The organism is Prescottella equi, assembly GCF_002094305.1.
Lineage (GTDB): Bacteria > Actinomycetota > Actinomycetes > Mycobacteriales > Mycobacteriaceae > Prescottella > Prescottella equi.
The window spans coordinates 241,675-267,886 of the sequence record NZ_LWTX01000006.1; the positions used below are offsets into that span (position 1 = coordinate 241,675).

The following is a 26,212-nucleotide window of genomic DNA, read 5'->3' on the forward strand; positions in this document are numbered from 1 at the left end:
GACGAGCGGCCGCCTCGAACCCGTCCTGCCGGAGCGGCTCGGCTACCGGATCAAGTGCCGGCTCCTCGGCCCGCCGCTGACCAGCGCCCGCCTGCACCAGGAGCGGCTGTCGAAGACCACCGCGCTGGGAGTGCTCTCCCCCGACTGCATCTCGTCGTCGGCATACGGTCCGGAGCAGGTACTCATCGAACTGCTGCCGTTCGCCGCGCTCGCCGCGTTCACGCTGCTGCTGCCGATCACCGGCGTCATCCTCGTCATCCTGCTGTTGCTGACACTGTCGTACCGGCAGGTGGTGATGCTCTACACGCACGCCGGTGGCTCCTATGTGGTGGCGCGGGACAACTTCGGTCCCCGAACCGCGCAGATCGCGGCGGTCGCGCTGCTGATCGACTACGTCGTGACCGTCGCGGTCCAGTCCGCAGCCGGCACCGTCGCGGTCGTGTCCGCGGTCCCGGCACTCGGCCCGTACAGCCTCGAGATCACCATCGGCGCCGTACTGCTGCTCGCGTACGGCAACCTGCGCGGGCTCAAGGAAGCCGGACGCGCCTTCGCCTTCCCGATGTACTTCTTCGCCGCGTCGATCGGGGTGGTGATCGTGGTCGGCGTGATCCAGGCGCTCACCGGCAGTCTCGATCGGATCGACCCGACGACGCTCGACGGCACCGTCGACATCGCACACGGCGACGGCCTCGTGATGGGCGCGACGGTGCTGGTGATCCTGCGCGCCTTCGCGAACGGCGGCACATCGCTCACCGGTCTCGAAGCGATCAGCAACGGCGTCAGCGCATTCCAGAAGCCCGAGGGTGCCAACGCGCGTCGGGCGCTGGTGATCATGGCGTCGATCCTGGCGTTCCTGGTCTCCGGAGTGTCACTGCTCGCCTATCTGACGCACGCAACCCCGTACGCGGCCGGCTACCCGTCGGTGATCAGCCAGGAGGCGCGGATCGTCTTCGGCTCGGGCGCACTCGGCAACGTCCTGTTCATCGTGGTGCAGGCCGCGACCGCGCTGATCCTGTTCACCGGCGCCAACACGAGTTTCAACGGTTTCCCGTTCCTCGCCAGTTTCGTCGCCGACGACGCCTTCCTCCCCCGCCAACTCCGCCGACGCGGCCACCGTCTGGTGTTCTCGAACGCCATCGTCACACTCACCGCCATCGCGGTCGTCCTGCTGATCGCCACCGACGCCAAGGTCAACTCGCTGGTGCCGTTCTACGCCATCGGCGTCTTCACCGGCTTCACGATGGCCGGACTCGGCATGGCGCGGCACTACCAGCGGGAGAAGGGCCGCAACTGGCGGCGCAACATGACGCTCAACCTGGCGGCCGGGATCACGTCGGCGATCGTGGTGGGCATCTTCGCGATCGCGAAGTTCACCGAGGGCGCGTGGGTCGTCGTGATCGTGTTCCCGACCCTCGTGTTCGTGCTGATCCGGCTCAACCGCGAATACCGCGAGGAGGCAGCCGAACTGCGAGAACTCGGCGACGCCGAGGCCGATGCGGAGGCCGTCTACTCACACCACATCGTCATCGTGATGGTCGACGCCTTCGACCTCGCGACGATCGAGGCACTGCGCTACGGGCGCAGCCTGCGGCCCAGCGAACTGCGAGCCGTGCACTTCGTCCTCGACGACGCCCACGCCGCGCACCTCAAACGCGAGTGGGAGGCCAGCGATCTCGAAGTGCCGCTCGAACTGATCGAATGCCCCGATCGGCGCCTCGGCCACGCCACGCTCCAGATGATCGCCCGCGCCGGCGCGCCTCGCACCGAGATCAGCATCCTGCTTCCGCGCCGCATCTACCGAGCACCGCTGGGCCGGGTCCTGCACGACCGCACGGCCGACCACATCGCCCGGATCGTCAGCGACCTCCCGCACGCCGTGGCGATCATCGTCCCCTACGACACCTCGAGCCGCCGCGGCGTGTTGCGTTCCCCGCCCCCGCCGCCCGCCTCGAGCTGAAGGGTCCGTTCATGCGCTGCGAGCGTACGAACGGACCCTTCAGCTCTCGGGGCGGAGTGCCGCTAGCTGCCCGCACCGCCGCCGACGGACCCGAGCAGCGGGAGCAGGCTCGCGAGGTCGACGCCGGCCTCGAGTGCGGTACTCCCGAAGGTCAGGGCCGGCGACAGGCTGCCGATGCCGTCCGGCACGATCAGCACCTGCATCGACACGCCGACGTTGCTCGGATCCAGCACCGAGTTCCAACCGCCGCAGGTACCCAGGTAGATGTAGACGCCCTCGGCGACCTGGACAGTCTTCGAATTGCTGTTCGGCCCGGGGCTGATCAGGTTGTTGCTCGCCGCCGGACCGAGGTGCAGATTGGGCGACGTCATGATCGAGATCAACTTGCCGTAGTCCTTGGCGTTGAATGCGATGAAGGCGTCGAGGCCCTGCTGTCCGTCGAGCAGCGCCGACGTACACGTGGTTTCGCTGAACGCACCCACGGCCCTCTTCGGGTTGGTGAGCGTCAACTCGACGTTCTTACCGTTGAAATCGCCCTGCGCGGTCTCCAACGTCGGACCGTCGTACCGGTCGGCCGCGACCGCCGTCCCGGTTCCCGCCGCGAGACCCAGCACCAGCGCGGCCGAAGCCACCACGCCCCCGGCAACCTTCTTCATCCTGCGAACGTTCACGTGTCCCCTCCCATGTCGGATGTGACATTCCGCCGCCGCGGCACAAGTGCGACGATCGGCATCATCCTGACTCGAGAGGCGCTGCGGCGGAGCCGAATCGGGGGCAGTTCCGACTATTCGGCCGTTTACCGGTTGCCGCGGAAGCCGAGGAACTTCCGGACATACGGGACCAGTCGGGTGACCGGCACGGTGCGCGGCCACGCGTCGGGACGGAAGTAGGCGTCCGAACCGCCGTCCACGAAGACGACGCTGCCGCACAGGAAGTTCGCGGCGTCGGACAGCATGAACACCACCCAGTCCGCGAGCTGACCCGCATCGCCGAAGCCGCCGACCGGAACGGGGAAACGCTTGATCATCTTGGCCTCGGCGGGCGTCGCCAACTGCTTCTCGAGCAGCGGCGTCATGATTGCGCCGGGCGCGAGAACGTTGAGCCGGATTCCGGCGCCCGCCCAGTCGCGGGTCACCGCGTTCCGGCGCACCCAACGAGAGACGGCGATCTTCGAGCCGGCGTACATCATCGGCGCCGCACCCTTACCGAACAGTCGCACCGAGCGGGCGGCCTTCGCGACGTCACGGGCCAGCAGGGCCCGGACCGTGCGTCCGGGCACGGCGGGCGTCGTGGTCGTCGAGTTACTGCCGAAGACAACTACTTTGGCACTACCCGACGCGGCCAGCGCGGTACGCCATCCGTCGAGCAGTTCGACGACACCCAGGTAGTTCACGGACGCGATCAGCGGCAGCTTCTCGGCACCGGGCAGCGGCCCCACCCCCGCCGCGAGGACCGCGCCGTCGAGCGTGCCGCCTGCCCGCGACAACACGTCGCGGATCGCCTGCCTACGCCCGGCTTCGGTCGACAGGTCCGCGACGACGTCGGCGCCCTGGATGTCGACACCGATGACGGTGTGCCCCGCCGCCGTCAGCTTGTCCACCACCGCCCGTCCCATGCCCGACGCCGAACCGGTGACCGCATAGACGCCCATGTACGCCCTCCCCACACGGCGACGCACGAACGCCGAGGACCGTCCTAGGCGGGGCTGCCACCAAGATCGACACGGTACGCCCACACCCGCAAAAGCTGAAGGGTCCGTTCGTGCGCTGTCAGCGTATGAACGGACCCTTCAGCTGGGATCCCGGACTCAGATGTACATCGCCGGATCGATGTACGACGTCGGATCGACCAGCTGCTCGTGCTGCTTGCGCGGCCGCACCGACGCCGGGATACCCGTCGCGATGTGGTCCGACGGCACGTCGCGGGTGACGACGGCGTTGGCGCCGATCGCGCTGTCGTCGCCGATCAGCAGCGGCCCGAGGACCTTGGCGCCCGCGCCGATCGTGACCCGGTTACCGATCGTGGGGTGCCGCTTGGCCTTCGCGAGCGACCGACCGCCGAGCGTGACGCCGTGGTAGATCATGACGTCGTCGCCGATCTCCGTGGTCTCCCCGATCACGACACCCATGCCGTGGTCGATGAAGAACCGCCGCCCGATCGTCGCGCCCGGATGGATCTCGACGCCCGTGAGGAACCGGGTGAACTGGGCCAGCACTCGGGCCGGGCCCCGCAGAGCGGGCTTGGCCCACATGCGGTGCGCCACCCGGTGCGACCAGATGGCGTGCAGTCCCGAGTAGACGACGGCGTTCTCGGCGTTGCTGCGCGCGGCCGGATCCTGGCCTCTTGCTGCCTGGAGATCCTCCCGGATCGTGCGCAGGACACTCACAATTCTCAGCCTCGGATGTGCTCGAAGAGCGGGGTGGAGATGTAGCGCTCACCGAAATCGCACACCACGGCGACGATCAGCTTGCCGGCGTTCTCGGGACGCTTGGCCAGCTCGAGAGCCGCCCACACGATGGCGCCCGACGAGATGCCGCCGAGGATGCCTTCCTGCGTGCCGAGGTCGCGCGCCACGCGGATCGCGTCGTCGAACTCGACGTCGACGATCTCGTCGTAGATCTCGCGGTCGAGGACGTCGGGCACGAAGTTGGCGCCGATGCCCTGGATCTTGTGCGGGCCGGGCTGACCGCCGTTGAGGATCGGCGAGTCGGCCGGCTCGACGCCGACGATCTTGACGTCGGGGTTGTACTTGCGCAGGGTGCGGCCGGCGCCGGTGATGGTGCCGCCGGTGCCGATGCCCGCGACGAAGATGTCGACGTTGCCGTCGGTGTCGGCCCAGATCTCCTCGCCCGTGGTGCGCGCGTGGATCTCGGGGTTGGCGGCGTTCGCGAACTGCCGCGCCAGGACGGCGTTCTCGTTCTGCGCGACGATCTCCTCGGCCTTCGCGACCGCACCGGCCATCCCCTCGGAGCCGGGGGTCAGGACGATCTCGGCGCCGAAGGCGCGCAGCATGACGCGACGTTCGGTGGACATCGTCTCGGGCATCGTCAGGATGACCTTGTAGCCGCGGGCCGCACCGACCATGGCGAGCGCGATACCGGTGTTGCCCGAGGTGCCCTCGACGATCGTGCCGCCCGGCTTCAGTTCACCGGACGCTTCGGCGGCGTCGATGATCGCGACGCCGATGCGGTCCTTGACGCTGTTGGCCGGGTTGTAGAACTCGAGCTTCGTCACGACCTGGGCGTCGAGGCCCTCGGTGAGACGGTTCAGGCGCACCAGCGGGGTGCGTCCGACCAGCTCGGTGACGTTGTTGTAGATCCCCATGCCGGATCCTCCTCGCGGCCACGTCGGCAGCCGGGTCGATGTCTGTTGCTGTCAGGTTGGTTTATTGCACCATCATGCCGTGAACGGAACTCCACCGGGTCCACACAGGTACGAACGTATACGCACGTCGACGATATTCCGTGGGTCCGTCCTCGCACCATCGCCCCCGAAACGACGAATGTCACATCGGTTCAGTCGAACTGAACCGATGTGACATTCGGTCGAAGCAAGAGGCGATCAGCCCAGGCGCTGCTTCAGGGCCTCGAACTCGTCGCGGATACCCGACGGCACCTTCTCGCCGAGGAACTCGAGCCACTCCTCGATGAGCGGGATCTCGGCCTTCCACTCCTCGACGTCCACGGCCAGGGCCTCCTCGACGTCAGCGGCGTCGACGTCCAGGCCGTCCAGCGTGAGGTCGGCAGCCGTCGGCACGAGACCGATCGGGGTGCTGACGGCGTCCGCCTTGTGCTCGATGCGGTCGATGATCCACTTGAGCACGCGGGAGTTCTCACCGAAACCGGGCCACAGGAAGCGGCCGTCCTCGCCGCGACGGAACCAGTTCACGTAGAAGATCTTGGGGAGCTTCTCCGAGTCGGCGTTCTTGCCGAGGTTGATCCAGTGGTTCAGGTAGTCGCCGGCGTTGTAGCCGAGGAACGGCAGCATCGCCATCGGGTCGCGGCGCACGGCGCCGACCTTGCCCTCTGCGGCAGCGGTCTGCTCGGACGACAGCGTCGCACCGAGGAAGGTGCCGTGCTGCCAGTCGAAGGACTCGCTGACCAGCGGAACCGTCGTCTTACGACGTCCACCGAACAGGATCGCCGAGATCGGCACACCCTGCGGGTCGTCCCACTCGGGGGCCAGGATCGGGCACTGCGACATCGGGGTGCAGTAACGCGAGTTCGGGTGGGCGGCGTTGGTGCCGGACTCGGGGGTCCAGTCGTTGCCCTTCCAGTCGATCAGGTGCGCGGGGGTGTCCTCGAGACCCTCCCACCACACGTCACCGTCGTCGGTCAGGCCGACGTTGGTGTACAGGGTGTTGCCCGCCTCGACCGTCTTCATGGCGTTGGGGTTGGAGCCGTGGTTGGTGCCCGGCGCGACGCCGAAGAAACCGAACTCCGGGTTGACGGCGTACAGGCGGCCGTCCTCACCGAAGCGCATCCACGCGATGTCGTCACCGAGGGTCTCGGCGCGCCAGCCCGGGATGGTCGGCTGGATCATCGCGAGGTTGGTCTTGCCGCACGCCGACGGGAACGCGGCCGCGACGTAGTAGTTCTTGTTCTCCGGCGAGATCAGCTTGAGGATGAGCATGTGCTCGGCCAGCCAGCCCTCGTCGTGGGCCATCGCCGACGCGATGCGCAGCGAGTAGCACTTCTTGCCGAGCAGCGCGTTGCCGCCGTAGCCGGAGCCGTAGCTCCAGATCTCACGGGTCTCGGGGAAGTGGGTGATGTACTTGGTGTCGTTGCACGGCCACGGCACATCGGCCTGGCCCTCGGCGAGCGGCGCACCCACGGAGTGCAGGGCCTTGACGAACGGACGGTCCGTGCCCATCTTCTCGAGCGCGGCCTTGCCCATGCGGGTCATGATGCGCATGGAGACGACGACGTACTCGGAGTCGGTGATCTCGACGCCCAGCTTCGGGTCCTCGGCACCGAGGGGGCCCATGCAGAAGGGCACCACGTACATGGTGCGACCACGCATGCTGCCGCGGTACAGATCCGTCATGAGAGCCCGCATCTCGGCCGGGTCCATCCAGTTGTTGGTGGGGCCGGCGTCGATCTGCTTCTCGGAGCAGATGTAGGTGCGGGACTCGACGCGCGCGACGTCGGACGGATCGGAGTTGCCGAGGAACGAGTTCGGCTTCTTCTCCTCGTTGAGACGGGTGAACGTCCCGGCCTCGACGAGCTGATCCGTCAGGCGCTCCCACTCCTCGTCGGAGCCGTCGGCGAAGACGACCCGGTCGGGCTGGGTCAGCTCGGCAACCTCGCGAACCCAAGCGAGCAGCTCGCTGTGCTCCGTGGGGGGCGTGCCGTCAGTTCCGTTCAGACCGGGAATGGTCGCTGAGGTCATCAAACTCTCCTGGGGTGGGGCCGGGAACCGGAGCGACCACATCAGCCCCGCACATCGCGGGGCTGAGAGGTTGAACCGATTTCCCCCTCTCGGCGGGGTGCAGCCCGCCCACTCCGTCCCGCCCACGTACGTCACCGCGGACAACGAACGAAGGACACGGGTGCCGGGTGTCCTAGCTATAGAGGTTAACGCCGGGCGTCCGTGTTGGGGGAACCGGGTGTCGTCGGTTAGGTCACAGGAACGATTCAGACGGTGCAGCCCGGGCGTACCCGGCCGGAACCTGCGGGTTTACGCCCCGCCGAGGGTGCCCGAATCGGTGCGTTCCCACCGTTCGCGGCCGTCGGCGTCCCGATGGAACTCCCAGGCCGAGAAGTCGCCGTCCCCCTCGACGATCGTCACGTGGTCGGCATCGCCGTCACCGTCCGTGTCGGTTGCGACGACGAGGGCGTCGTCCACCTCGAACGTGCGGGTGTCGAGCACCCCGTCGTCGTCGATGTCGAAGACGGCATCGGTGAGGGGCGCGGCCGGCGAGTCGGCGCCGAACGTGTCGGGGTCGATCTCCGGTCCGGGCATTCCCTGCAGGTCCGCTGTGCTGATCACGTTGTCTCCTCCGCAATGGCCGTACAACAGTCGTCACGGCGTTGGACGCGGCACCGGCCCGTTCGGTTCCCTCGTCGTACCGACCGCGACCCGGCCCTCGAGAACGCGGCCTTCGAGTGCCGCGAGCGCCTCCATCAGCACGCCGTGGTCGCGCTCGCACGACGCCAGCCGTCCGCTGCGCTGGGCCGCGACCCGTCTGATCTCGGCATCGACGGCCGCGATCTCGGCGTCGACGGCCGCTGTCGCGGCGCGGCCGTCGGCCAGCACCCGCTGCCCCACCGCGGCTTCCGTCTCGAGCAGACGAGCGAGCACCCGCTGTTCGAGCTGTGCACGCAGGCCGGTGGTGGCGTCCGCGGCCCACTGCCGCAGGTGCGCCCGATCGGCGAGGTGCCGGCGGGAGCGGGCGAGCCACCATGCGGCCGCTCCGCCCAGGGTGAGGGTGACGGGGATGGTCGCGATGTCTAGGGCCGGCACCATCGACAGCGGCGCCACCGCCAGCCGGCCGAGTCCCACCCCCGCCGAGGCGCCGACGATCACCATCATCCGGTCCTCCACCCCACGGTGCCGCGGCTCCGGCGCCGACACCGAGACTTCCGTGGGCTCGGGCGGACGGGCCGGCAGATGCGTCAGCCCGGCCCGCACGACGAGATCGTCGAGTCGATGCCCCGCGACCGTGTCCACCTCGGCGGTGAGCGCGTCGGCGAGCTGCGCGAAGCGGTCGGGGTACGTCGCCAGCTCGCGGCGGCCGGCCCGGTCGATCTCGGAGCGCACCAACGTCGACAACTCCCGGATGCGCACGCCCACCGTGTGCACCAGTTCGATCCGCGCACGCTGGACGTCGGAGCGAACCAGCGCCGAAAGTTCCGCCCGGTCGCCCCCGCGGTTCGACGTCAGCCGGGTCCGTCGCTGCCTCAGCGGGGCAATGTCGTCGGCGCGGACCGACTCGGCGGTCGTGGTGATCATCCGGCACGTCTCCTCGACGAGGGACAGCGCGGCGCGGCGCCGGTTCCGTTCGACGATCACACCCGGGGGTGCATCGAGCGCGGCCCGCACCGCCCTGTGCAGTTCGGCGCCGTTCAGGATCCGGGCGTCGGCGTGCCGCGGCGAGTGTGCCCGCAGCAGCGCCTCGTCACGCTCGCGCAGCGCCCCGGGCGCGTCCGTCGGCGTCGTGAACAGAACGCGCTCGACGTGCGCGCCGACGACGTCGAGCGCGGACAACTCGTCGCGACCGAGCACGGACAGCGCGTCCAGGACGAACACCACCGCCGCCGCATCGCCCGGCCGGTCGGTGACCAGCACGTGCGCGGCCAGACCGTCCCGGACACCGGTCGCGTCGATGCCCGGCACCGTCGTGACGTGGACCGTCCGGGCGCCGCCCCCGCTCTCCCGCCACCGGGCGATGCCGGCGGGGTTCCAGCGCTCGACGATCCGCTGTGCCTCGGGGGTGAGCCCGGGGACGACGTTCATCGGCGCGTCCCCGCGGCGACGGCCCGACGCGTCCGGGCCCGACGCTGCGCCCGTTCTTGCCGCCGCCGGTCGCCGGCACGGTCGCCGCCGAGCACTGCCGCGGCCTCCGCCGCCGCGAACACCGCCGGATCGGACCGGAGGAAGGCCTCGATCCCGTCACGGGTCGGGCCGTGCACGTCCCGCGCGGCGGCCACGGCGAGGGCGTCGAGCGTCTCCCGGACCCGGCGGGCCCGCACCACCCGGGCACAGTCCTCGACGGCCGTCACCAGCGCGCCGGCATCGGCGGATGCGCTCGTCGGGATCACCCGCACGCCGGTCTTCGCGGCGGCCGTGGCGGCTGCGCGCACCGCGTCGTCCCGCGACCCGAGGGCGTCCGCCTTGGCGAGCACGGCGACCGTCGACCCGCGGGGCGCGTTCGTGAGGACCCGCATGTCGGGGGTGCGCAGGGCGCCGGTGAAGACGTGAACCACGACGTCGGGGCCGATGTCCGGGTCGGGCCGCCCCGGCGCGTCCACGGCCGGGGCCTCGGCGACGTTCGTGCACCCGGATCGTTCGAGCAGCGAGACCAGCGTGCTGCGACCGGCCCCGGCACGGCCCAGCACCTGGATGCCGATGGGTGAACTCAACTCGTCGAGCACGCGGGTGGGCACGCCCACGACGTCGCCGACCGACCGTGTGAACGCCTCGAACTCGTCCGCCCCGTACCCGTCCCCCACCGCGCATTCCTCCCCTGATGTCCCCCGACCCGGATGCCGATCCGGGTCCCGATTGTGGCAGTGCGGCGATTTCGACGGCAAGGGTGCGTGAACTCACGGAATGCGGCCGAGGAGGAGCGACTACCAGCAGGAACGCACTCGCCGGGGGCAGCGCCAGGCAGAAGTCGATCAAAGAGTCCATAGTATCTGCCGACCGAGTCGGCCCGTGATCACGCCGATACGTGACAATGGTCGGGTGAACGACGCCGATCAGGACACTCCCGACACCTCGAACGACGACCTCGAGACCCTCGACATCTCCGCCGCGGACGACGCAGTCGACTCCGACGACTCTGCCGGCGCATCGAAGGGCTCGCGTCTGTACCCGCGGGTGACGAGTTTCCGCTCCCGCCGCGGCTCGCTCACCACCCCGCAGCAGGACGCCTGGGACCGCATGTGGCCGAAGATCGGCCGCGACGTCGGCGACGATCTGATCGACACCACCGCGTGGTTCGAGCGCGACGCGCCGTTGATCGTCGAGATCGGTTCCGGCACCGGCACCGCGACCGCCGCGATGGCGAAGGCCGAGCCGCACGTGAACCTGATCGCGGTCGAGGTCTACCGCCCCGGTCTGGCGCAGCTGTTGCAGCTCGTCGAGCGGAACGAACTCACGAACGTGCGGGTGCTGCGCGGCGACGCCGTCGAGGTGCTCGAGCACATGGTTGCGCCCGAGTCGCTCACGGGTGTGCGCGTGTTCTTCCCGGATCCGTGGCCCAAGGCCCGCCACCACAAGCGACGGCTGCTGCAGGGCCCGACGTTCGCGCTGATCGCGAGCCGGTTGAAGCCGGGCGGAGTGCTGCACGTGGCCACCGATCACGCCGAGTACGCCGAGGCCATCCGGGAAGCCGGCGACGCCGAGCCGCTGCTCACCGAGCTCGACTGGGAGTCGCCGATGACCCACGAGCGTCCGGTGACGAAGTTCGAGGACAAGGCGCACAGGGTCGGAAGCACGATCAACGAACTCATCTGGGGGAAGATCAAGCCATGAGTCTCAGCGAAGGCACATCCGGTACCGATCTGGCACGCGGCTCCGCCGACGGCGGAGGGCGTGACGTCCAGGAGCACAAGCGCGTGCTCCTCGTCTGGGACGCCCCGAACCTCGACATGGGCCTGGGCGCGATCCTGGGCGGACGCCCCACGGCCGCCTACCGCCCCCGGTTCGACGCCCTGGGCCGGTGGCTGCTCTCGCGGACGACCGAGCTCTCGGCCACCGAGACCGCCACCCTCGAGCCCGAAGCCACCGTCTTCACCAACATCGCCCCAGGTAGCGCGGATGTCGTCCGCCCCTGGGTCGAGGCCTTGCGTAATGTGGGTTTCGCGGTGTTCGCCAAGCCGAAGGTGGAGGAGGACAGCGACGTCGATGCCGACATGCTCCACCACATCGAGCTCCGCCGTGGTGAGGGTCTGGCCGGGGTCATGGTCGCCTCCGCCGACGGTCAGGCGTTCCGTGAGCCGTTGGAGGACATCGCAGCAGCCGGCGTGCCGGTGCAGGTTCTCGGGTTCCGCGAGCACGCCAGCTGGGCGGTCTCGTCCGACATCCTGGACTTCGTCGATCTCGAGGACATCCCCGGCGTCTTCCGTGAGCCGCTCCCACGGGTGAGCCTCGAGTCCCTGCCCGACGAGGGCGCCTGGCTGCAGCCGTTCCGTCCACTGTCTGCCCTGCTCGTCGGGCGCTGAGGAGTCCATACGTGTTCGCTCGCTGGGGAGATCTGGTCTACCGAGCCCGCTTCACCGTCATCGCGGTGATGGTGGCCGGGCTGTTGGCGCTGGGCGCCTACGGCTCGGGTGTCGGTTCCCACCTCAGTCAGAGCGGCTGGGACGATCCCGGCTCCGAATCGGTGGCCGCCGCGAAGCTCGCGGACGGCACGTTCGGCCGCGACACCAACGGCGACGTCGTGGCGATGTACACGGCACCCGAGGGCAAGACGGTCGACGACCCGGCGTTCGCGGCTCAGGTCTCCGACAGCTTGCAGAGACTGTTGCAGGAGCATCCGGATCAGGTCGCGAAGGTCAACGGCAGCTATTTCCAGCTGCCGAACACCCCGCGTCTGCCGGCGATGGCCACGGCGGACCGGACGCACGCGATCGCGAGTATCGCGCTGAAGGGCGACGACGACACCGCGATCACCAACAACTTCCGGGAGATCAAGGACGCCTTCGCGATCGACGGCGTCGAGGTGCAGCTCGCCGGCATGCAGCCGGTCGCGTCCGCGATCAACGACACGATGGCCAACGACCTGCACCGCATGGAGATCATCGCGATCCCCGCGGTCGCGGTGCTGCTGTTCTTCGTGTTCGGCGGTGTCATCGCCGCCGCGCTACCGCTGGTCGTCGGCGGCCTGACCATCCTCGGCGCCAACGGCATCGTCCGGGTGATCACCCACTTCACCGATGTCAACGCGTTCGTCGCGTCGGTGGTGTCGTTGATCGGTCTGGGTCTGGCGATCGACTACGGGCTGTTCATCGTCAGCCGGTTCCGTGAGGAACTCGGCGACGGCTACGACACACGGACCGCAGTGCGCCGCAGTGTGATGACCGCGGGTCGGACGGTCCTGTTCTCCGCGACGATGATCGCGGTGAGCCTCGGCGGACTGATCCTCTTCCCGCAGGGCTTCCTCAAGTCCGTCGCCTACGGCGCGATCGCCACCGTCCTGTTGGCGGCGTTCACGTCGGTGACCGTGCTGCCCGCGATCCTGAGCATCCTCGGCAGACGCATCGACAAATTCGGCCTCAAACGGTTCGGGCAGATCAAGTCGACCGAGGAGATCGAGAACAGCATCTGGGGTCGACTCACCCGCTGGGTGATGCGCAACCCGCTGAAGGTGACGATCCCGATCGTCGTCGGACTGTTGTTGCTCATCATCCCGATGACGGGCATCAAGTTCGGTGGCATCAACGAGGACTATCTGCCGCCGGACAACACGACGCGCGTCGCGCAGGAGCAGTTCGACGAACTGTTCCCCGGCAACCGCACCGAACCCGTGAAACTCGTCATCGACGGCGCCCAGGGCACGCAGGTCGGCCAGATCCTCAAGACCGCGAGCGAGGCCCCCGGCCTGGTCGAGAAGTTCACGATCACGGGTCCCGCGAAGGACGGCGTCCAGGTCCTCAAGGCCGGGCTCGTCGATCGCAACAACTCCGCGGAAACCATCGACTACCTGCGCTCGATGCCCGTTCCCGACGGCGTCCAGGTCCTGGTCGGCGGCACGCCCGCGATCGAGCAGGACAGCATCAGCGCTCTGCTCGACAATCTGCCCCTGATGGTCGCCTCCGTCCTGATCGTCACCACGCTGCTGATGTTCCTGGCGTTCGGTTCGATCGTGCTGCCCATCAAGGCCGTGTTGATGAGCGCGCTCGGCCTGGGCTCGACACTCGGCATCCTGACGTGGATCTTCATCGACGGCCACGGCGCCGACGCGCTGGGCTTCACGCCCGGACCGATCACCTCACCGGTGTTGGTGCTGATCGTGGCGATCATCTACGGCTTGTCGATCGACTACGAGGTGTTCCTGCTCTCCCGCATGGTCGAGGCCAGATCGCAGGGAGCCTCCACCACCGAGGCCATCCGGATCGGCACCGCGCACACCGGACGCATCATCACCGCGGCCGCGTTGATCCTCATCGTCGTCACCGGCGCGTTCGGCTTCTCCGAGCTGGTGATGATGAAGTACATCGCGTACGGCATGATCGCCGCGCTGATCATCGACGCGACGCTGATCCGGATGTTCCTGGTGCCGGCCGTCATGAAACTGCTCGGCGACGACTGCTGGTGGGCACCCGCCTGGATGAAGCGCATCCAGCAGAAGATCGGACTCGGCGAGCCGATCCTCGACAGTGAACTGTCCGGAGACGACGTTCCCGATCTGACGGCCACCGACGCGCCGGTCCCGGCGCCCACGGAGGCGGCGGGCGCTCCGGCGATCGCGCCGCGCGGCGCGGCCACCGCCGTCGCCGATCGGGTTCCGGAGCCGGAACCGCTCACGATGCCGCTCCCCCGCGTCACCGCCGCTCCGCGTGCCCGTTCGGTGTCCCAGCGGCCTGCCCCCGACCGTCCGGAGCCGGCACCCAAGCCCGACGTGCGCCCGAAGCCCGACGTGCGTCCGCGGGCCGAGGCGCCCGTCTCCCGCGCCGACGGCGAAGAAGTCGCGTGGCTCGCGGCGCTCCGGGCCCCGAACACGGCGGCGATGCCGGCAGTGCAGGTGCCGCCGCAGCCGGAGAAGACACCGACCGAGAACTCGGCAGCGCCACGGTCCGAGACACCGGCGGAGTCCGGCCCCGACGAGGCCGATCCGGAGAACCCCGGTCGGCATCGCAGCGGCGACAAGGCCGTCAGCGTCAGCGAGCTCCTGGCCCGCCACCGCGACGACGACTGATCAGCCCAGCATCCTGCGCAGCGTGGTGCCGAACGGGTAGCGCGCGGTGATCGAGCCGAATCGCACCCGTCCGCGCACGACGAGGTGCAGCGGGCCGTACGGGGGGCCGGTGCGGACCTTGTTCGACACCGAACCGCCGACGGTGTCGATGGCGTTGAGATCGGCCGTCGCCTGGTCCGGCAGGACGAGCGTGACCGATCCGCAGAAGTCGTCGACGGTGAGGTGGACCACCTGGGTCTGCATGACGGCCTCGGTGAAGTCGAGGGTCGTGCTGCCCATCCGCGAGTCGAGGACCAACGCGGGCGGCACCTGCCAGCGTCCCTTGCGGGTCACGGTCGACATGCGACCTCGGATCACGAGCGGCTGCGCCGCAGGGTAGCCGCCGATCCCGGGCGGCGGAGCCACTTCCGGTGACGGTGCGGGCGCCGGAGGGGCCGGGGGAATCTGCCCGGGCACCGGATAGCCGCCGGCCACGTAGCCCGGATCGATCTGCATGCCCGGAAGATCCACGAGGACGGCGTTGAGTTCCCCGCGTGTCTTGGCGGCGAGGGCCGTGTCCATGCGCTCGGTGAACTCTCCGAGGGAGAGCATTCCCTGCCCCACCGCGCGCTGGAGCAGGGCACCGACGTGTTCACGCTCGGCATCGGACACTCGAAGATCTCTCGCCTCCATGCGCACCACGATAAATCAGTCGGGCGGGCGCGCATCTCCGGCGCTCGGCGGACCGTCCTCCTCGTCGGGCGTGGCGGGGAACATCGGGATCGACGGGTCGGCGCCGGTGAGGGATTCGTAGACCTCCTCGGCCTCGTCGGTGTCGCCGGCGCACAGCGACCGGATCGCAGTGTTGAGGAAGGCCACGATCGGCACGGCGAGCAGACCGCCGACGATTCCGGCGAGCACGATGCCCGTGGTGATGGCCAGCACCACGGCGAGCGGGTGCAGACGAACGGCACGGCCGAGGAGCAGCGGCTGCAGGACGTGCCCCTCCAACTGCATGATGCCGACGATGATGCCCAGCACGATCAGCGCGGTGAGCAGGCCCTTGGTGACGAGCGCGACGAGTACCGCGAGGAATCCGGTCACGAAGGCGCCGACGATGGGGATGAACGCGCCGACGAAGACGAGCGACGCGAGCGGTAGCGCGAGTGGGACGCCGAGAATCGCGAGTCCGGCACCGATTCCGATCGCGTCCACCGCGGCGACCGCGACGGTCGCGCGGGTGTAGTGGACCAGCGAATTGAAGCCCTGGCGACCGGCCAGCCGAACTCGGCCGCGGGTGTTCTTCGGGATGATCCGGGTGACGAACTCCCACACCTGATTGCCGCCGTAGAGGAAGAACACGAGGGTGAACAGCGTGAGGAAGGCGCCCGCGAAGATCTCGCCGATCACGGTCGCGGTGGTGAGCGCACCGCTGGTGAGGGCTTCCTGGTTGGACTGGATGGCCTTGACGACGTTGTCGCCCGCGTGCCGGATTTGGTCCTCGCTGAAGTGCAGTGGGCCTTGGGTCAGCCACTCCTGCGCCTTGGTGACGCTCGTCGTGAACTGGTCGCTGAGGTCGGGCAGACCCTCGACGAACTGCTGCACGACGAAGGACAGGATCGCGCCGACGATGCCGATCGTGCCGACGACGGCGACCAGCACCGCGGCGGATCGCGGGACCCCGCGCCGGTGCAGGTTGTCGACGGCGGGCATGAGGAACGCCGCGAACAGGAGCGCGAGCGCGACCGGGATGACGACGGACTCGAGCTTGGAGACGACGTATCCCAGCGCGAGCAGCCCGGCGAACAGGACGAGCAGGCGCCACGTCCAGGCGGCGCCGACGCGGACGAGTGGGTGCACGGACTCCGCCGAGCCCTGCTGCGCTGTGGCCTCCCCCGGCCGGCTGTCGCTCACCGCGCGAGCCTATCCGGACCTGCGCCGCCGACGGCGGAGAAACGACCGCCGACCGCGGCAACCGTGTGCGCTGCCGAGTCGCGAACTATGTCCCGCTAAATTATGAGATCGTGTGGGCCTCGTACCGAGCAGTGACGCTGACGATTCGTAGTCGTTGGCCTCTCTACATGCTCTCGATGGCCGGGGCGAACCTGATCGGCGCCGTGCTGGTGTTCGCCTTCGTCCGCTACGGCATTCCGATCCCGGAGTCGGCGGACATCATCAACGACCATGTCCGCAACTTCGCGGTCTTCAGTGTCTATCTCGTGTTCGCCGGACTGGTCAGCCTCACCGCGGCGGCGATGATGCTGCGATCGGTGATCCGGTGGCAGCTGCGCGGCGGCCCGCCGACGCGGGCCGAACAGATGGCGGCGCTGCACGCACCGCTGCGCCAGGCCATCGTGCATCTGGTGCTGTGGTTCCTCGGCGGCGTGATCTTCGTGTTCCTCACGGTCGAGGAGATGCCGGAGCTGGCGATCGCCGTCATCGTCACGGTCGGGATGGCCGCCACCACCACGTTCGGCTTCACGTACATGCTCGGCGAGCGGATCCTGCGTCCGGTCGCCGCGCAGGCCCTCAGCGAAGGCCAGTTCGACCGGACGATGGCTCCCGGTGTGGGCACCCGCATGGCGATGACGTGGGGCCTGGGCACGCTGATGCCGGTGATCGGCATCATCCTGCTGTGCGTCACGCAGCTGACGACCGACCTGGAGTTCGCGCCGAGCGCGCTCGCGTGGGCGATCCTGCTGCTGTCGATCATGGCGATCGGGCAGGCCTTCGCGTTGTCGATGCTGACGGCGAGCCAGATCTCGGATCCGATCCGGCAGCTGCGGCGCGCGATCGAACGGGCGCAGCGGGGCGAGACGGACGTCCGCGTCGAGGTGTTCGACGGCTCCGAAATCGGGCGCCTGCAGGTGGGCTTCAACCGGATGATGCGCGAGGCCGACGAGCGACGGCTGCTGCGCGAGTTGTTCGGTCAGCACGTCGGCGAGGACGTCGCCCGGCGCGCGCTGCAGTTCGGCACCGAACTGGGCGGCGAGACCCGCTTCGTTGCGGTGCTGTTCGTCGACATGGTCGGCTCGACGGGCGCGGCCGCGGAGCGCCCGCCCAGCGAGGTTGTCGAATTGCTCAACGAGTTCTTCCGCGTCGTCGTCGACGTCGTCGACCGGCACCACGGCTTCGTCAACAAGTTCATGGGCGATGCGGCGCTCGCGATCTTCGGCGCCCCGCTCGACCGGCCCGACGCACCCACCGCGGCGCTCGCCGCGGCCCGCGAGCTGCGGTTCGCGCTCAACGAGATCACCGGCCTCGACATCGGTATCGGCGTGTCCGCGGGACTGGCGGTCGCGGGCAACATCGGTGCGGCCGAGCGTTTCGAGTACACCGTGATCGGTGATCCGGTGAACGAGGCGTCGCGTCTGACCGAGCTCGCGAAGCTGCGGCCCAGCCGTGTTCTCGCGTCGACCAGCGCGCTGTACTTCGCGGACGACGAGGAGCAGGCGCACTGGGAACTGGGCGATCAGGTGCAGCTGCGGGGTCGTCGGCGCAACACCCACCTGGCATGGCCGGTGTTGTATCCGGAGTGACGTGAGGAATCTTCGTTACCCTGAGCTCGTGGCACAGCCGGAGCCCGCCCCTCGAGGCGGTCACACAGATCGGCCCCGTGGTCGATTCTGGTGGCTCAAGTGGGTCGCCGGCACCCTCCTCGTGGCGTTGCTCGTCGGCGAGGGCATCTATCTGTGGCCGCGGCTGCACGAGTCGTGGCAGGCGCTGGCGGAAATCCACTGGGGCTGGGTCGCGGTGTGCGTGGTGGCGCAGGCCGTCTCTCTGAGCGGCTACGGGCGGGTGCAGAAGCAACTGCTGCACGCCGGTGGCGTCTCGGTGAGCCAGCGCAAGTCGGTCGCGGTGATCTACGGGTCGACGGCGATGGCGTTGACGCTTCCCGCGGGCCAGGTGTTCTCCACGGCATTCACGTACAAGGAGACCCGGCGCTGGGGCGCGAGCCCGGTCGTCGCGTCGTGGCAGCTGGCGATCTCCGGCGTGATCGCCGCCGCCGGCCTGGCGCTGGTCGGAGTGACGGGCGCGTTGCTGGTCGGCGGCTCGGTGAGCCCGTTCACGTTGCTCTTCTCGGTGGCGGGCCTGGTCGCGCTGCTGTACGCGGGGCGGTACGTCTCGTCGCATCCGGAGTCCATCGAGAAAGCAGCCGGGTGGGTGCTGGCGCGCGTGAACGGGGTGCTGGGCAAGCCGGCGGACACCGGCATGGACGCGGTCCGGACCACGATCTCCCAACTCGATTCGGTGCAGCTCGGCAAGGGGGACGCCGCCCTGACGCTGGGCTGGTCTGCGGTGCATCGGCTCGCCGACATCGTGTGCCTGGCCGCGGCGTGTTTCGCGATCGGCGCCGAACCGGTGCCGGCAGGTCTGTTGATCGCCTTCGCGGCGGGCAAGGCCGTCGCGACGATCCCGGGCGCACCGGGCGGCCTGGTGTACGTGGACGCGACGCTCATCGCGGCACTGACGACCGCGGCGAGCATCAGTGCGTCGCAGGCGGTGGCGGCGGCGTTCGTCTACCGCGGGGTCAGCTTCATCCTGGTCGCGATCGTCGGCTGGATCGTCTTCGGCTTCCTGTTCCGCGGGCACGGGCGGGCGTCCGACGTCGAATTGGAGGCCACCGACGTCCCGGAGTTGGAGCAGCGCCGTGCGGTGCCCGACCCGACGACGGTGCGATCCGACGTCGAGGACCGGATTCCGCGCAGCGACTGAGCGGCCGGGTCACCTGCCGAGGTCGGCCACCATCGCTTCGAGATGTGCCCGCGCGATTCGGGCGGCGTCGTCGACGTTCCCCTCCGCGATCGCGTCCACGAGCGCGCCGTGTTCGTCGGCGTTCGGTTCCCCGTCCCGGTCCCGCAACCCGAGCAGCCCGATCATGTCGACCATCGCGGTGGCGACGCGGGGCACGAACGTCTCGAACAGTTCGGACAGGACCGGGTTGTGCGCGCCGGCCACGATCGCACGGTGCACCGCGGTGTCGGCGTCGACGAATTCACGGTCCGCCGCGCCGGCCGCCGCCGCGCGCATTTCCAGGGCACGGCGCATCGCCGCGACGTCGTCGGCGGTGGCGCGCACGGCGGCCAGCCGGGCCGCCTCGATCTCGATCGCGGCGCGGGCCTCGACGACGGCCACGACGGCCTCGCGCTGCAGCACGGCCTCCCAACCGTCGGTTTCCGGCTCCACACGCTCGACGAACACCCCGGCACCCTGCCGTGGCCGCAGCAGACCCTGACCGGCGAGCATCCGCAACGCCTCACGAATCGTCGACCGTCCCACCCCGAGTTCCGCGGCCAGCGTCGTCTCGCCCGGCAACTTCGTTCCGACCTCCCACTCCCCCGCCTGTAGACGACGTCGTAGCTGGTCAGCCGCCTGATCGGCGAGCAGGTTCCGGCTGAGCGCGGTGGTCAATCGATCTCCTCAGGTTGTCAGACAAGTGATTTTCCTCTAGCTTAACCGGCATGACGTTCCGCGGACTGCTTCTCGGTCGCCGCGGCGGGGTCTGACCGGACCGGCACCCCGCCGCGGGGTTCCGCTGTGCCGGTCGACCGCTTCGATCCGCACAGGAGTCCGCACGTCATGCACTGGAATCGTCAACGCCCGTCGTCCATGCCCAGCCACCGCTACCGCCCGCACTTCGAGCGGGTCCCGGTGCCGCTCGTCGAACGCTCGTGGCCCACCGCCCACACCACCGTGGCACCGCTGTGGGTGCCGGTCGATCTGCGCGACGGCAACCAGGCCCTCGCCGAACCCATGGACCCCGTCCGCAAGCGCACGTTCTTCGAGCTGATGGTCCGCATGGGCTACAAGGAGATCGAGGTCGGCTACCCGTCCGCCAGCCGGACCGACTTCGACTTCGTCCGCGACCTGGCGGAACAGGATCTGGTGCCCGACGACGTCACGATCGTCGTGTTCACCGCTGCCCGTACCGACCTGATCGAGCGCACCTTCGAGTCGGTGCGCGGACTGCCGAACGTCGTGGTGCACATGTACACCGCGACCGCACCGACGTGGCGCGACGTCGTACTGGGACACGATCGGGAGGCGCTGCACCGCTTGATCTTCGACGCCGCCACGGACGTCGCGCGCGGCGGCGACCGGCAGCCGGGCGTGCGCTTCGAGTTCTCCCCCGAGGTGTTCAACCTGACCGAACCCGACTACGTGCTGCAGGTGTGCGACAGCCTCACCGAGCTGTGGGACGCGTCCCCGGACCGTCCGGTGATCCACAACCTGCCTGCGACCGTGGAGATCTCGACGCCCAATGTGTATGCGGACCAGATCGAGTACATGCACCGCAACCTGACCCGCCGCGAATCGGTGATCCTGTCGGTGCATCCGCACAACGACCGGGGCACCGGTGTCGCGTGCGCCGAACTGGCGGTGCTGGCCGGCGCGCAGCGCGTCGAGGGCTGCCTGTTCGGCAACGGCGAGCGGACCGGCAACGTCGACCTGGTGACGCTCGCGCTGAACCTGCATGCGCAGGGCGTCGATCCGATGATCGACTTCTCCGACATCGACGACGTTCGCCGAACGGTGGAGCACTGCAACAGGATCGATGTGCACGCCCGCCATCCGTACGGCGGCGACCTGGTGTACACGGCGTTCTCCGGCACCCACCAGGATGCGATCAAGAAGGGATTCGCGCACCACCACGCGCAGGCCGACGCCGCCGGACTCGATCCGGCGCAGGCGCCGTGGGACGTGCCGTACCTGCCGATCGATCCGCGCGACGTGGGTCGTGACTACGAGGCGGTGATTCGGGTGAACAGCCAGTCCGGCAAGGGCGGAATCGCGTACCTGTTGCAGACCGGGTACGGCATCGATCTGCCCCGGCCGCTGCAGATCGACTTCGCCGGCCGCGTGCAACGCGCCACCGACGACAGTGGCGCCGAGATCACCGCGGAGCAGTTGTGGCAGTTGCTGTTCGACGAGTACGGGTTCGACGACAAACTGGGTCCGTGGTCGGTCGAGCACCGCGAGGGCGGCGAGCACCTGCGGGTGCGGGCGGAGTTCGACGACGTGGTGATCGACGGCGAGGCGTTCGCCGGTGGACCCGTCGAGGCGCTCACCAAGATCCTGGCCGACCACGGCCGCCCGGTCGAGGTGCTCTCGTTCGTGCAGCAGGCCGTCGGCACGGGCAGCGCCGGAAGGGCCGTGACGTTCGCGCTGTGCCGCAGCGGCGGCATCCAGCACTGGGGCGTCGGATTCGATCAGTCGGTGACGGCGTCGGCGCTGCACGCCGTCCTGGCCGCAGCAGCCAGGGTGTCCGCCACCGAGTGACCGGCCGGGTGCCGGCCGGAACACCCCCACCCGAGTGTGTTCCGGCCGGCCCCCGCGTCAGCTCAGGTTGGCGAACAGCATGCTGCTGCCGGCGCCGCTCTTCAGCAGATCGGCGATGACGGCGCTGCCGCCGTCCATGTTGATGGTGGCGCTGCCGAGATCCAGCGCCTGGCCCAGGCTTCCGAAGCCGCCCGGGGAGAAGACGACCTGGTAGCTGTAGGACAGAACAGCATCCTGGGCATCCTTGTCGAAGCACGCTCCGACGACGGCGTAGGCGCCCGGAGTGATGGGCTTGAGCAGTCCGGGGTTGAAGTCGTTCTCGTCGAGCGCGGTGCTGCTGTCGGCCACCGGCGCCGCGTCCGACGTGGGGTTGCCGATGTAGTAGACCTTGCTCACGAGTTCGCCGAACCCGGGCCACTGATCGGTCGGCAGCGCCGCGAGGGGCAGCGCGTCGGTGGCGTTCAGGACGATCGGCAGACAGAGAGCATTCTGGCCCGTGCTCGTCTGAGTGACGGTCATGTCGATGACGTCGCCGTCCACACCGGCCGACACCTTGGGGGCGGGGACGGCGGCGGTGGGTTCGGCAGAGGCGACGCCCGGCGCAACCAGGGCGATAGTTCCGGCGACGGCGGCGGCGGTACCCGCACAGCGGGCGATGGTCGACTTCTTGGACAACGGCTTCTCCTTGCTTCATGAGGTGGCGCACTGTTCACGACAGTCCTGCCGGACCCGAGATCACGGTTGGCAGAACCGGATTCGAAACACCCCGCCGTCACCGGAGGGGGGGCAAAGCAGACAAGCAGGGCGAACGTAGCACGGAAACTTACTGAACGGTAGTAAGAATTCCGGTCATCGAGACCGGCCCGAGCACCCCCATAAGGAGTGATGGACGTCACTACCGGTTGCGGAATCACGGCGGCGGTGCCACCGTTGTAACCACAGTCTTTGAAGTTTCAACTACTTTCCTCTGGGAGTTCACATGACCACCGCCACCGCCCTGCCCAACCTGTCCGCCGGCACCTGGGCCATCGACCCCACGCACTCGACCGTCGGATTCATGGTCCGGCACCTCGTGGTGAGCAAGGTCCGCGGCACGTTCAACGACTTCAGCGGCTCGATCACGATCGCCGAGGACGGCACCCCGTCCGTGCAGGCCGAGATCCAGGTCGCGTCCATCGACACCAACAACGAGCAGCGTGACGGCCACATCAAGTCGGCCGACTTCTTCGACGTCGAGCAGTTCCCGACCGCCACCTTCGTCTCCACCGGCGTGCGCCCGGCCGGCTCGAACTTCGTCGTCGAGGGCGAGTTCACGCTCCACGGCGTCACCAAGCCCGTCGAGCTGGCACTCGAGTTCCTCGGCGTCAACCCGGGCATGGGCAACGGCCCGGTTGCCGGCTTCGAGGCCTCGACCACCATCAATCGCAAGGACTTCGGCATCAGCATCGAGATGCCGCTCGAGGGTGGCGGCGCCGTCGTCGGCGACAAGATCTCGATCAACCTCGAGATCGAGGCCGGCCTCCAGGCCTGATCCACCCCCATAGACGACGCACCCGCTGCGGCCCCCTCCCCCGATCGCAGCGGGTGCGTTTTCCATGTGGACCGACTGTCATCCCGCCGCCTCCCCGAACCACCGCGACACCTGGTCGGCGAGGTCTCGCTGATCGTCGCCGACCCACGCCACGTGCCCGTCCGGACGCAACAGCACCGCCGGTGCGCCCAGTTCCGCCTCCGGGTCGACGACGTGATCGACGCGATCGGCCCAGTCCGCCACCGAGAGTCGACCCGTGCGGTCGAGCAACAGGCCGCGGCCGGCGTGCATCAGCCGGTAGAGACGGCCCCGCCCCCACGGCACGTCCCGCATTCTGCGGCCCACCAGATCGTGGTCGTCACCGAAGTCGTAGCGGACGCCGATCGCGGTGATCTTCTCGATCAGGTACCGGTTGACGTCGTCGAACTCGATCAGTTCCTCGACCAACCGCCGAACCGCCTGGGCCCCGGGCTCGACGGACATCAGTTCCATCTGCGCGCGGGTGTTCTCGAGCACCGCGGCAGCCACCGGATGCCGCTCGTCGTGGTAGCTGTCCAGGAGCCCGTCCGGCGCCCAGCCGGCCACCGTCGCCGCCAGCTTCCATCCCAGGTTGAACGCATCCTGGATACCGAGGTTCAGGCCCTGCCCGCCGGTCGGCGGATGAATGTGGGCTGCGTCGCCCGCGAGCAGTACCCGGCCGGCCCGGTAGCGCTCGGCCAGCCTCGTCGCGTCGCCGAAGCGCGACAACCAGCGCGGTGAGTGCACTCCGAAGTCGCTGCCGGCGACGGCACGCAGTTGTGTTTCGAAGTCCGCGAGAGTCGGCGGCGCATCCCGGTCCTCCGCCACACCGGCCGCGGGAACGATGACGCGGTACATCCCCTCCCCCAGCGGCATGAAGCCGAATCGCTTGTGGGTCCGGCGAACCTCGGCCGTGACAGCGGCCAGGGTCTCCGGCGACGCGGACACCGCCATCTCGCCCAGTAGGGTCTCGACCCTGCTGGGCTCTCCGGGGAAGCCCACACCGAGCAGCCCGCGCACCGTGCTGCGGCCGCCGTCGCACCCGACCAGGTAGCGCGAGCGCAGACGCGTGCCGTCGGCCAGCACGGCGGTCACCCCGTCGTCGTCCTGCTCGATCTCGATCAGTTCGCTGCCGCGCCGGATCTCGGTCCCGAGTTCGAGTGCCCGCTCGGCCAGGATGCGGTCGGTGACGGGTTGCGGAATCCCGAGGACGTAGGAGTGGGCGGTGTCCAGGTCATCGGGCCACTTGCTGCTCAGGCCCGCGAAGAAGCCACCTACCGTGAATTGCTTTCCCTGCTCCAGGAACCGGTCGAGCAACCCACGCTGATCCATGATCTCGATGCTGCGCACGTGCAGACCGAGTGCACGGACGAACGCGGGTGGTTCTTCCTGCTTCTCCACCACCAGTGTGCGCACACCGTGCAGTCGCAACTCCGCGGCGAGCATCAGACCGGTCGGCCCTGCCCCGACAATGGTCACGTCGAACATGTTTTCCCTCCGCCGTTTTCGTTCCGGCGGACGATTCTGCGGCACAACCGGGGCCTTGCCGCAAGGCCCCCACTGCGCTATATGTTGAAAGTGGAAGGGATCCGTTTCCGATCCCGTGCTCCGGTCCCGTGAGTTCCCCATGCGCATCCACCGACGCCGGAACGGCGACGTCGTCGGCACGATCGCAGAGGACGTCGTAGTGGCGGGCAGGTCGGGTTCCACTGTCCTGCAGCGGCATCCGCTGCTGCTCGGGAGTCGCGGGCTTCCCGAACCGCTTCTCCAGGAACTGTGTGTTCGAGGTGTGGCGGACCCGAGGAGGCCGATTCGGGACGCCGGCCCGCGATGAGTTTCCCGAGCCGGTGCGGTCTGTATGGCTGAGGCTCCGCGCAACCGGCGGGAGCAGCCACAGAACGGGAGCTCGCCATGACCGCCGCATTCCCCCGCACCCGCACCGCGCCCGGGTCGGCCACCGTTTCGCCTCGGGCCCGCATCGCCGGCCTCGTCGTCACCGCGCTGGTGGTGGCGTTCCTGCTGTTCGACGCCGTCATCCACCTCGCGAACATCCAGCCGGTGAAGGACTCGATGGCCGAGTACGGCTTCCCGGAGTACGCGCCCTACGTCATGGGTGTGGTGATGCTGGTGTGCCTGGCGCTGTACCTGACGCCGCTCACGGCGATCCTCGGCGCCGTGCTGCTCACCGGGTACCTCGGTGGCGCGGTGGCCTGCAACATCCTCACCGAGCAGCCGCTGCTGTCGACGATCCTGTCGCCGGTGTACGTCGGCATCTTCGTGTGGGGCGGGCTGTACCTGCGCGACGCCCGCGTCCGGGCGATCATGCCGCTGGTGCGGGCGTGAACACCTGATCGGTCGACGAGGACCGGCGCGGCTCGAAGGGCTGGGTGCCGAGGGCGGTACCGCGCAGCCGACGACGGTGAGGACGGCCACTTGTCGGGTCGGCCTACGCTGGTCGGCGTGAAGAAATACCTGCCCGCCGCCGTCGTCGACGTCCTGCTCGTTCTGATCTTCGCCGCCCTCGGCCGGAGGAGCCATGAGGAGGCCTCGACGATCGGCGGCCTGCTCACCACGGCATGGCCGTTCCTGACCGGTCTCGCGGCGGGCTGGATCGTCACGCTCGGCCTGTACCGGAACAAGTTCGATTCGCGGCTGGCGGTACCGACCGGCGTGATCGTCTGGCTGTCGACTCTGGTGGTCGGCATGCTGCTGCGGGTGGTCAGCGATCAGGGCACCGCGTTCTCGTTCATCGTCGTCGCGGCGTCGTTCCTCGGGCTGTTCCTCATCGGCTGGCGTGCTCTGTACCAAGCGGTCCGTAAGCGTCGTACTCTCGCGTGATCCCGTCGCATGAACAACCGGC

The 26,212-nt window shown here is 68.9% G+C and carries 23 protein-coding genes; 10 read left to right on the forward strand and 13 right to left on the reverse strand.

The window, feature by feature from the left end:
* The first annotated feature begins 25 nt into the window (after positions 1-25).
* Positions 26-1,957 carry an APC family permease gene (locus tag A6I89_RS16590; protein ID WP_315851594.1) on the forward strand — a complete coding sequence of 644 codons (1,932 nt, stop codon included), beginning with the start codon at positions 26-28 and terminating at the stop codon, positions 1,955-1,957.
* A 62-nt stretch (positions 1,958-2,019) separates the two neighbouring features.
* On the opposite strand, the gene A6I89_RS16595 is transcribed toward A6I89_RS16590, so the two are convergent.
* From A6I89_RS16595 to A6I89_RS16630, 8 genes are all read right to left on the reverse strand, one after another.
* On the reverse strand, positions 2,020-2,628 hold the full coding sequence (locus A6I89_RS16595; protein WP_232244796.1) for a hypothetical protein: 609 nt from the start codon (positions 2,626-2,628) through the stop codon (positions 2,020-2,022).
* A 125-nt stretch (positions 2,629-2,753) separates the two neighbouring features.
* A complete protein-coding gene (locus A6I89_RS16600) occupies positions 2,754-3,608 on the reverse strand; it encodes an SDR family oxidoreductase (protein ID WP_013417248.1) in 855 nt (284 codons plus the stop codon).
* A gap of 156 nt (positions 3,609-3,764) precedes the next feature.
* Positions 3,765-4,343 carry a serine O-acetyltransferase EpsC gene (epsC, locus tag A6I89_RS16605; RefSeq protein ID WP_005517529.1) on the reverse strand — a complete coding sequence of 193 codons (579 nt, stop codon included), beginning with the start codon at positions 4,341-4,343 and terminating at the stop codon, positions 3,765-3,767.
* A gap of 5 nt (positions 4,344-4,348) precedes the next feature.
* Positions 4,349-5,281: a cysteine synthase A gene (gene cysK / locus A6I89_RS16610; RefSeq protein ID WP_005517527.1), complete on the reverse strand. Its 933-nt coding sequence runs from the start codon at positions 5,279-5,281 to the stop codon at positions 4,349-4,351.
* 237 nt (positions 5,282-5,518) lie between these two features.
* A complete protein-coding gene (locus A6I89_RS16615; RefSeq protein WP_022598022.1) occupies positions 5,519-7,348 on the reverse strand; it encodes a phosphoenolpyruvate carboxykinase (GTP) in 1,830 nt (609 codons plus the stop codon).
* A 288-nt stretch (positions 7,349-7,636) separates the two neighbouring features.
* The gene (locus tag A6I89_RS16620) at positions 7,637-7,948 is read right to left on the reverse strand and encodes a DUF6802 family protein (RefSeq protein ID WP_022598024.1); all 312 of its coding nucleotides are present in this window, start codon (positions 7,946-7,948) and stop codon (positions 7,637-7,639) included.
* 33 nt (positions 7,949-7,981) lie between these two features.
* A complete protein-coding gene (locus A6I89_RS16625) occupies positions 7,982-9,415 on the reverse strand; it encodes a hypothetical protein (protein WP_022598026.1) in 1,434 nt (477 codons plus the stop codon).
* Positions 9,412-10,131 (reverse strand): hypothetical protein, encoded by a 720-nt coding sequence (locus A6I89_RS16630; RefSeq protein WP_022598028.1) that lies wholly within the window; start codon positions 10,129-10,131, stop codon positions 9,412-9,414. Before A6I89_RS16630 ends, A6I89_RS16625 begins: the two co-directional genes overlap by 4 nt.
* 295 nt (positions 10,132-10,426) lie before the next feature.
* Between A6I89_RS16630 and trmB the strand changes: the two genes are divergently transcribed.
* From trmB to A6I89_RS16645, 3 genes are read left to right on the forward strand one after another with little or no spacing between them, the layout of a single operon-like run.
* Positions 10,427-11,158 carry a tRNA (guanosine(46)-N7)-methyltransferase TrmB gene (gene trmB / locus A6I89_RS16635; protein WP_044991460.1) on the forward strand — a complete coding sequence of 244 codons (732 nt, stop codon included), beginning with the start codon at positions 10,427-10,429 and terminating at the stop codon, positions 11,156-11,158.
* Positions 11,155-11,847, forward strand: a complete 693-nt coding sequence (locus A6I89_RS16640) for an NYN domain-containing protein (protein ID WP_022598030.1) — start codon at positions 11,155-11,157, stop codon at positions 11,845-11,847. The genes trmB and A6I89_RS16640 overlap by 4 nt, the downstream gene beginning before the upstream one ends.
* Before the next feature lie 11 nt (positions 11,848-11,858).
* The gene (locus tag A6I89_RS16645; RefSeq protein ID WP_022598032.1) at positions 11,859-14,543 is read left to right on the forward strand and encodes an MMPL family transporter; all 2,685 of its coding nucleotides are present in this window, start codon (positions 11,859-11,861) and stop codon (positions 14,541-14,543) included.
* Here A6I89_RS16645 and A6I89_RS16650 read toward each other — a convergent pair whose 3' ends face one another.
* Positions 14,544-15,215 carry a DUF1707 SHOCT-like domain-containing protein gene (locus A6I89_RS16650; protein WP_041674448.1) on the reverse strand — a complete coding sequence of 224 codons (672 nt, stop codon included), beginning with the start codon at positions 15,213-15,215 and terminating at the stop codon, positions 14,544-14,546. It lies immediately after the preceding gene.
* Between the two features lie 15 nt (positions 15,216-15,230).
* Positions 15,231-16,436 carry an AI-2E family transporter gene (locus A6I89_RS16655; protein WP_005517505.1) on the reverse strand — a complete coding sequence of 402 codons (1,206 nt, stop codon included), beginning with the start codon at positions 16,434-16,436 and terminating at the stop codon, positions 15,231-15,233.
* 167 nt (positions 16,437-16,603) lie between these two features.
* Here A6I89_RS16655 and A6I89_RS16660 point away from each other — a divergent pair, with 167 nt between their 5' ends.
* Both A6I89_RS16660 and A6I89_RS16665 read left to right on the forward strand, forming a co-directional pair.
* The gene (locus A6I89_RS16660) at positions 16,604-18,061 is read left to right on the forward strand and encodes an adenylate/guanylate cyclase domain-containing protein (RefSeq protein ID WP_005517504.1); all 1,458 of its coding nucleotides are present in this window, start codon (positions 16,604-16,606) and stop codon (positions 18,059-18,061) included.
* 28 nt (positions 18,062-18,089) lie between these two features.
* On the forward strand, positions 18,090-19,238 hold the full coding sequence (locus A6I89_RS16665) for a lysylphosphatidylglycerol synthase transmembrane domain-containing protein (protein ID WP_022598036.1): 1,149 nt from the start codon (positions 18,090-18,092) through the stop codon (positions 19,236-19,238).
* 9 nt (positions 19,239-19,247) lie between these two features.
* Here the strand turns inward: A6I89_RS16665 and A6I89_RS16670 are convergent, their stop codons facing one another.
* Positions 19,248-19,934 (reverse strand): FadR/GntR family transcriptional regulator, encoded by a 687-nt coding sequence (locus A6I89_RS16670; RefSeq protein WP_022598038.1) that lies wholly within the window; start codon positions 19,932-19,934, stop codon positions 19,248-19,250.
* A gap of 168 nt (positions 19,935-20,102) precedes the next feature.
* Between A6I89_RS16670 and A6I89_RS16675 the strand changes: the two genes are divergently transcribed.
* Positions 20,103-21,803, forward strand: a complete 1,701-nt coding sequence (locus A6I89_RS16675; protein ID WP_022598040.1) for a 2-isopropylmalate synthase — start codon at positions 20,103-20,105, stop codon at positions 21,801-21,803.
* 57 nt (positions 21,804-21,860) lie between these two features.
* Here the strand turns inward: A6I89_RS16675 and A6I89_RS16680 are convergent, their stop codons facing one another.
* Positions 21,861-22,478 (reverse strand): hypothetical protein, encoded by a 618-nt coding sequence (locus A6I89_RS16680; RefSeq protein WP_022598042.1) that lies wholly within the window; start codon positions 22,476-22,478, stop codon positions 21,861-21,863.
* 304 nt (positions 22,479-22,782) lie between these two features.
* Between A6I89_RS16680 and A6I89_RS16685 the strand changes: the two genes are divergently transcribed.
* A complete protein-coding gene (locus A6I89_RS16685; protein ID WP_022598044.1) occupies positions 22,783-23,334 on the forward strand; it encodes a YceI family protein in 552 nt (183 codons plus the stop codon).
* 78 nt (positions 23,335-23,412) lie between these two features.
* On the opposite strand, the gene rox is transcribed toward A6I89_RS16685, so the two are convergent.
* On the reverse strand, positions 23,413-24,840 hold the full coding sequence (gene rox, locus A6I89_RS16690; protein ID WP_022598046.1) for a rifampin monooxygenase: 1,428 nt from the start codon (positions 24,838-24,840) through the stop codon (positions 23,413-23,415).
* A 423-nt stretch (positions 24,841-25,263) separates the two neighbouring features.
* On the opposite strand from rox, the gene A6I89_RS16695 reads away from it, so the two are divergent.
* Both A6I89_RS16695 and A6I89_RS16700 read left to right on the forward strand, forming a co-directional pair.
* Positions 25,264-25,695 (forward strand): DoxX family protein, encoded by a 432-nt coding sequence (locus tag A6I89_RS16695; RefSeq protein ID WP_022598048.1) that lies wholly within the window; start codon positions 25,264-25,266, stop codon positions 25,693-25,695.
* Between the two features lie 117 nt (positions 25,696-25,812).
* Entirely contained in the window at positions 25,813-26,190 is a 378-nt protein-coding gene (locus tag A6I89_RS16700) for a DUF3054 domain-containing protein (protein WP_044991423.1), read from the forward strand.
* Positions 26,191-26,212 lie beyond the last annotated feature (22 nt).